The 5,525-nt window shown below is 71.1% G+C and carries 5 protein-coding genes; 3 read left to right on the top strand and 2 right to left on the bottom strand.

What is annotated here, in order from left to right:
- Nucleotides 1-1,946: penicillin acylase family protein (locus AC1D15_RS16350; protein ID WP_477826792.1), on the bottom strand; the 1,946-nt coding region annotated here is incomplete at its 3' end.
- 14 nt (nucleotides 1,947-1,960) lie between these two features.
- The gene (locus AC1D15_RS16345; RefSeq protein ID WP_477826791.1) at nucleotides 1,961-2,806 is read right to left on the bottom strand and encodes a formyltransferase family protein; all 846 of its coding nucleotides are present in this window, start codon (nucleotides 2,804-2,806) and stop codon (nucleotides 1,961-1,963) included.
- 137 nt (nucleotides 2,807-2,943) lie between these two features.
- Between AC1D15_RS16345 and AC1D15_RS16340 the strand changes: the two genes are divergently transcribed.
- From AC1D15_RS16340 to AC1D15_RS16330, 3 genes are all read left to right on the top strand, one after another.
- On the top strand, nucleotides 2,944-3,993 hold the full coding sequence (locus tag AC1D15_RS16340; protein WP_477826790.1) for a GNAT family N-acetyltransferase: 1,050 nt from the start codon (nucleotides 2,944-2,946) through the stop codon (nucleotides 3,991-3,993).
- Nucleotides 3,994-3,995: 2 nt separating this feature from the next.
- Complete coding sequence (locus AC1D15_RS16335) at nucleotides 3,996-5,264, top strand: lysine N(6)-hydroxylase/L-ornithine N(5)-oxygenase family protein (RefSeq protein ID WP_477826789.1); 1,269 nt, start codon at nucleotides 3,996-3,998, stop codon at nucleotides 5,262-5,264.
- A 20-nt stretch (nucleotides 5,265-5,284) separates the two neighbouring features.
- A partial coding sequence (locus AC1D15_RS16330; protein WP_477826788.1) for an RNA polymerase sigma factor occupies nucleotides 5,285-5,525 on the top strand: 241 nt, incomplete at its 3' end.

The following is a 5,525-nucleotide window of genomic DNA, read 5'->3' as shown; positions in this document are numbered from 1 at the left end:
TCCCCTGCCTTCGGCGCGCGCGGCGTCGCGAGCGGCGCCTCGGCCGCGAACGGCACGCCGAAGAACTCACCGGGTGGCAGCTCGTCCAGCCGGGTCCAGAACGCATCCCACAGCAGCGCGCCGCGCGCATCGGCATCGGCACGGTCCGGCCAGCGCGCCAGCACCTCGCAGGCCGGGCCGACATCGACCTCGCGCCCTGCCAGCACCACCCGCGGCTGCGCGCACGCCCCCGCCAGCAGCTCGCCCTTGAACAGCTCGGCCGACAGCGCACGCGGCAGCAGCACCGCCTGCCGCACGCGCCGGCTCAGCGCCTCGGCGGAATCGGGCCGGCCCGACAACTCCTGCGCGATGCGGTGCCCCAGCCGCCCGCGCAGCGACAAGGCCTGCCGCTCGCCACCCAGCACTTTCGCGAACCCCTCCAGCGGCTGCTTCGGGTTCGACAGCCAGTAGCTGTCGTTCATGTTGGCCACGTAGTCCTTGCGCAACAGCCCCGGCATCTGCGACACCGGCATCGTGCCCGGCTGCACCGCGGCCGCATCGCTGCGCCAGTCGCAGGCGGCGCGGCTGCCGTCGAGGAACGGCGTCACCGGGTCGACACCGGCGAAGCCCTGCGCCAGCGGCGTGCTGCACGCGGCGCGCAGCTCGTCGGGCACGTTCGGCACGGCACCCACGTCACCCAGCCAGGCCCGGCCGTCGCCGCGCCCGATCGCCGCGGTGTTGACCCAGGGCATGCCGTCCTCGCGCTTCTGGATCGCGATGAAGTCGTCCAGCGAGCGCGCCTGGTTCCAGGCCAGGAAGGTGCGGAACACGCGGAAGTTCTCGCCGTTCACATCGCGCATCGCGATCGCATGGGCCGTGCCCCAGCCGAACGGCGCGGCGCGCTTTCCGAGGTCGACGATCGGGCCGAAGCGGCTGCCGTACAGCGTGCGCGTCACGCGTTGCACGCTGCCATCGGCGGCCCGGGTGTCCACCGTCACCTCGCGCCGTTGCATCGGCTCGCTGCGGCCATCGACGAGGTAGCGCGTCGGGTCGGCCGGGTCGAGCGTCAGGTCGAACAATCCGAAGCGCCGTGCCGCCGACACCGTGTGGCTCCAGGCGATGCGGTCGTTGAAGCCGACCATCACCAGCGGCACGCCGAGGAAGGCGACGCCAGCCACGTCGACGCGGCCGGGGATCGTCAGGTGCATCTGGTAGAAGCGGTCGGGCCCGCCCCAGTACCAGTGCGGGTTGCCGAACAGCACGCCGCCCGCCTCGCCAGTCGCCGCGCGGCCGAAGGCCAGCATGTTGCTGCCGAGCGCCGGATGATCGCCGACCTGCTGGCGCGGCCAGCGCGTCGCATCGCCGACGGCGGCGGACGGTGCCGCGGGCCGCGCGTTGACGATCTCCGGGATGAAGCGCGACCAGCCGGCAGCAACCTGCGCCGCGTAGAAGCGCCGCAGGATGTCGTCGGCGTTGATCTCGCGCACCCAGGATTCGTTGATGCAGGCCTGGCGCGCCGCTGCCGTGCCGCCGCGGCGCGCTTCGGCCAGGTAGCGGTTGTAGCCGCGTGCGAAGCCCTCGGCGGCATCCAGCAGGTCGCGCGGCTGCGCAGCCCGGGCGCGCGCGATCGTCGCGTCGTCGGCGAAGCCGCGGAAGAAGAAGTCCAGTTCCAGGTTCAACGGCTTGCCGAAGGTGGAATGGTGCGCCGGCCGCGCCTCGGCCCCGAAGAACAGCGACCGCTCGCCGCGCCAGGTGACGAAGCCTTCGGCCAGCGTGCACAGCGCGTCCTGCGCCTGCACGTAGCCGATGCCGGTGCCGAGATCGCGCCAGTTCGCGGCGCGCAGGTGCGGGATGTCGTCACTGGTGCGGCGGATCTCGACAGCGGCCAGCGCCGGGCCGCGCGCCTGCGCGCTCGTGATCAGCAAGGCCAGCGCGCCGATCAGCGCGCCACGTATCGATGCAAGCATGGGAGCGGTCTCTTTCATTGCGCCGCGAGCGCCGCCAGCCCGAGCTGCAGCGCCGGGAACAGGCTGTGGTTGAAGTTGTTCCAGCGCAGCTCGAGGATGGTGTCGGCCGGGTCGATCCCGGTGGCCAGCACGTCGACGATCACCTCGCCGGAATCGATGCCGTTGTCGACGTAGTGGAACGACGCGCCGGTCTGCCGCACCGGCTCGACCGGCGTGCGCGCGAGCGTGCGCCAGTCGATGCGCTCGCCCCGTGCGCCGTGCAGCGCATCGAGCGTGGCCCAGGCGCCGCGCCGCTGGTGCGGCGATCCTTCGCGCGTGATGCCGGGGTGGATGTTGACGATGCGCCGGTGGAACGGCGCGCCCGGGCGCACCAGTTCGTCGAGGATCACCAGCAGGCCGTCGAGCACGACCACGTCGGCCTGCAGCGCCTGCAGCCGCGCCAGCAGCCGGGCCTCGAAGTCGCGCTTGCCGGCCGGCCGCTCGGCCGCATCGAGCGGCAGCCGGCGGTAGGTGGACGGCACCGCTTCCATCAGCTCGACCACCGGCCGGCCCTGCACCTGCAGCGCCGGCGGATGCGGCCAGCAGCGACTCGGGTGCGGCGAGAAGCCGTAGTCCTTCAGCTGCTCGCGGTCGCGCGGGTTGCCCTCGTCGTCGTCGAAGATCACCGCCTGCAGCGAATACGCCTCGCCGAGCGCGCTGCCGTTCAGCGTCTCGACGAGGAACTCGAGCGGCGACTTCATGTAGCGCGTCTCTCCCTTGAACGGGATGAGCTGCCCGGCCCGGTCGGCCGCCGCGTTGCGCAGCGACGCGATGTAGACGAGTTTTGCCTGTCCCTTTGCCTGTCTGTTTGACGGTTCCATGAGCCACATGACGAAGCACCGCGCGTGGTGTTCAGCGATGAAGCGGCTGAACAAAGCCGCCGACCGCTCGTCATGGAGGCATGAACAGCGGCACACCCAGCACACGACCCTCTCCCGACCCTGCGGCCCCGCGCTGCGTGAGCCACCCGTCCGGCCAGGCCCTGCAGGTGCAGCGCGATGGCGACCGGCTGGTGGTGAGCGATCTGCATCCCACATCCGCGCCGCGCGACCGCATCGGCCGCTGGCAGTGGAAGCATGATCGCGACGAGTCCACGCTGCAGTGGCTCGGCCCCTGCTCCGGCGAGCCGTCGCCCGCGCACCTGCTGGCGATCATCGAGGCGGCCTTCACCTTCGAGCCCGGCACGCCGATGCTGACGCTCGTGCCGCCGTTCGCATCGGCGCTGAACCTCGTCGAGCACGGCCTCGCGCTGCCGGCGCCCGACGGACGGCGGCTGGTGCACCGCGAGATGTTCTTCCAGCACGCGCCGATGTGGCTGCCGCAGGTGGCGCCACCGATCCCGCTGCGCTACACGCTGACCGGCCCGCGCCGCCACCCGCTGCGCGCCGCCAAGCGAACGGGCACGCTGTACCAGCGCCACATCCCGTGGCTCGACCAGACCTTCTCGTTCCGCAGCCTCGACATCGAGACCGACCTGCCGCGCTTCCACCGCTGGATGAACGACCCCGACGTGGCCCAGGTCTGGCAGGAGGACGGCGACCTCGCGAAGCACCGCAGCTACCTCGACGCGATCGCCGCCGACCCGCACATGCAATCGATGATCGCCTGCCTGGACGGCGAGCCGTTCGGCTACTTCGAGGCCTACTGGGCGAAGGAGAACCGCATCGCGCCGTTCTGCGAGGCCGACGACCACGACCGCGGCTGGCACGTGCTGATCGGCGAGCCGAGCTTCCGCGGCAAGGCCTTCGCGACCGCCTGGCTCACGTCGATCTCGCACTACCTGTTCCTCGCCGACCCGCGCACGCGGCGCATCGTTGGCGAGCCGCGCGCCGACCACCGGCAGCAGCTGCGCAACCTCGACCGCTCCGGCTACGCCAAGGTGAAGGAGTTCGATTTCCCGCACAAGCGCGCGATGCTGGTCTCGCTGCTGCGCGAGCGCTTCTTCGCCGACACGCTGTGGTGGCCGCGCGAGGACGACGCCCCTTCCACTCTGCAGTCAAGGACATGACCATGCGCGTGCACGACCTCATCGGCATCGGCTTCGGGCCGTCGAACCTGGCGCTGGCGATCGCGCTCGACGAGCAGCGCCGCGCCGGCCGCCCGCTGGTGGATGCGCTGTTCATCGAGCGCCAGCCCGGCTTCGCGTGGCATCCGGACATGCTGCTGTCGCAGGCCCACATGCAGATCTCGTTCCTGAAGGACCTGGCGACGCTGCGCAACCCGACCAGCCGCTTCACCTTCGTGAACTACCTGCACCAGCGCGGCCGGCTGCAGGATTTCATCAACCTGAAGACCTTCTACCCGAGCCGCCGCGAGTTCAACGACTACCTCGGCTGGGCCGCGGCGCAGTTCGACGACAGCTGCGTCTACGGCGAGGAGGTGCTCGAGGTGCTGCCGCACACGCAGGGCCGCGAGGTCACGCTGTTGCGCGTGCGCTCGCGCGACGCCGCCGGCCAGTGGCACGAGCGGCTGGCGCGCCACCTGGTGGTGAGCATCGGCGGCACCGCCAACATCCCCGAAGCCTTCCGTGCGTTGAAGGGCGACCCGCGCGTGATGCACTCCAGCGGCTACCTGGCCGGCCTGGCAGGCCATGCCGATGCGCAGCGCATCGCGATCGTCGGCGCGGGCCAGAGCGCGGCCGAACTGTTCATCGACCTGCACAGCCGGCCGAGCGCGCCGCGCGTCGACCTGGTGATGCGGGCGCGCGCGATCCGCCCGGCCGACGACAGCCCGTTCGTCAACGAGATCTTCAACGCCGGCTTCGTCGACCACGTGTATGCGCAACCCGACGCGCAGCGCGCCGAGATGCTGCAGGAGTTCCGCCACACCAACTACGCTTGCGCCGACCAGGACCTGATCCGCCAGATGTTCGCGGTGTTCTACGAGCAGCGCGTGAGCGGCGACGAGCGCCACCGCTTCCTGCGCCGCCACGAGATCCAGAGCGTGCGCGCCGCGGCCGACGGCATCCACCTGAACCTGCTCGACGTGAACGCCTCGCGCGAGAGCAGCCAGCGCTACGACGCGGTGGTGCTGGCCACCGGCTATGCGCGCGAGCAGCACCACGCGCTGCTCGGCGAGCTGGCCCCATGGCTCGGGCGCCTGCAGGTCGACCGCGACTACCGCGTGATCGCGCCGCGCGAGTTCCGCCCCGCGGTGTTCCTGCAGGGCGCCTGCGAGACCACGCACGGGCTCAGCGACACGCTGCTGTCGATCACCGCAGTGCGCTCGAACGAGATCGCGACGAACCTTGCTACACTCAATGCGAACAATTCTCATTGAGCGGAGCGCTCTTCCAACGCATGCGCGAGCTGATCGAGGACCTGGTGGCCCACTGTGCAGACCTGCGGCGGCAGCTGACGCGCGAGCTTCGGGATCCGCAGCACGCGGCCGACATCGCGCAGTCGAGCTTCGAGCGGGTGTATGCGCAGGCACTGGGCGATGCAGCCATCGCGTCGCCGCGCGCGCTGCTGTTCCGCGTCGCGCGCAACCTGTGCATCGATGAGGCACGGCACCGCCAGGTGGTGCAGAGCTGGGCGGCGC

The organism is Rhizobacter sp. P2_H2, from assembly GCF_056403375.1.
The sequence above is the reverse complement of the archived record's forward strand: the minus strand, read 5'-3'. Positions and strand labels throughout refer to the sequence as shown.

Excerpts from the sequence above, each read along its gene's own strand:
- AC1D15_RS16345 (WP_477826791.1), bottom strand. The coding sequence starts at position 2,806 with ATGGAACCGTCAAACAGACAGGCAAAGGGACAGGCAAAACTCGTCTAC.
- AC1D15_RS16335 (WP_477826789.1), top strand. The coding sequence starts at position 3,996 with ATGCGCGTGCACGACCTCATCGGCATCGGCTTCGGGCCGTCGAACCTG.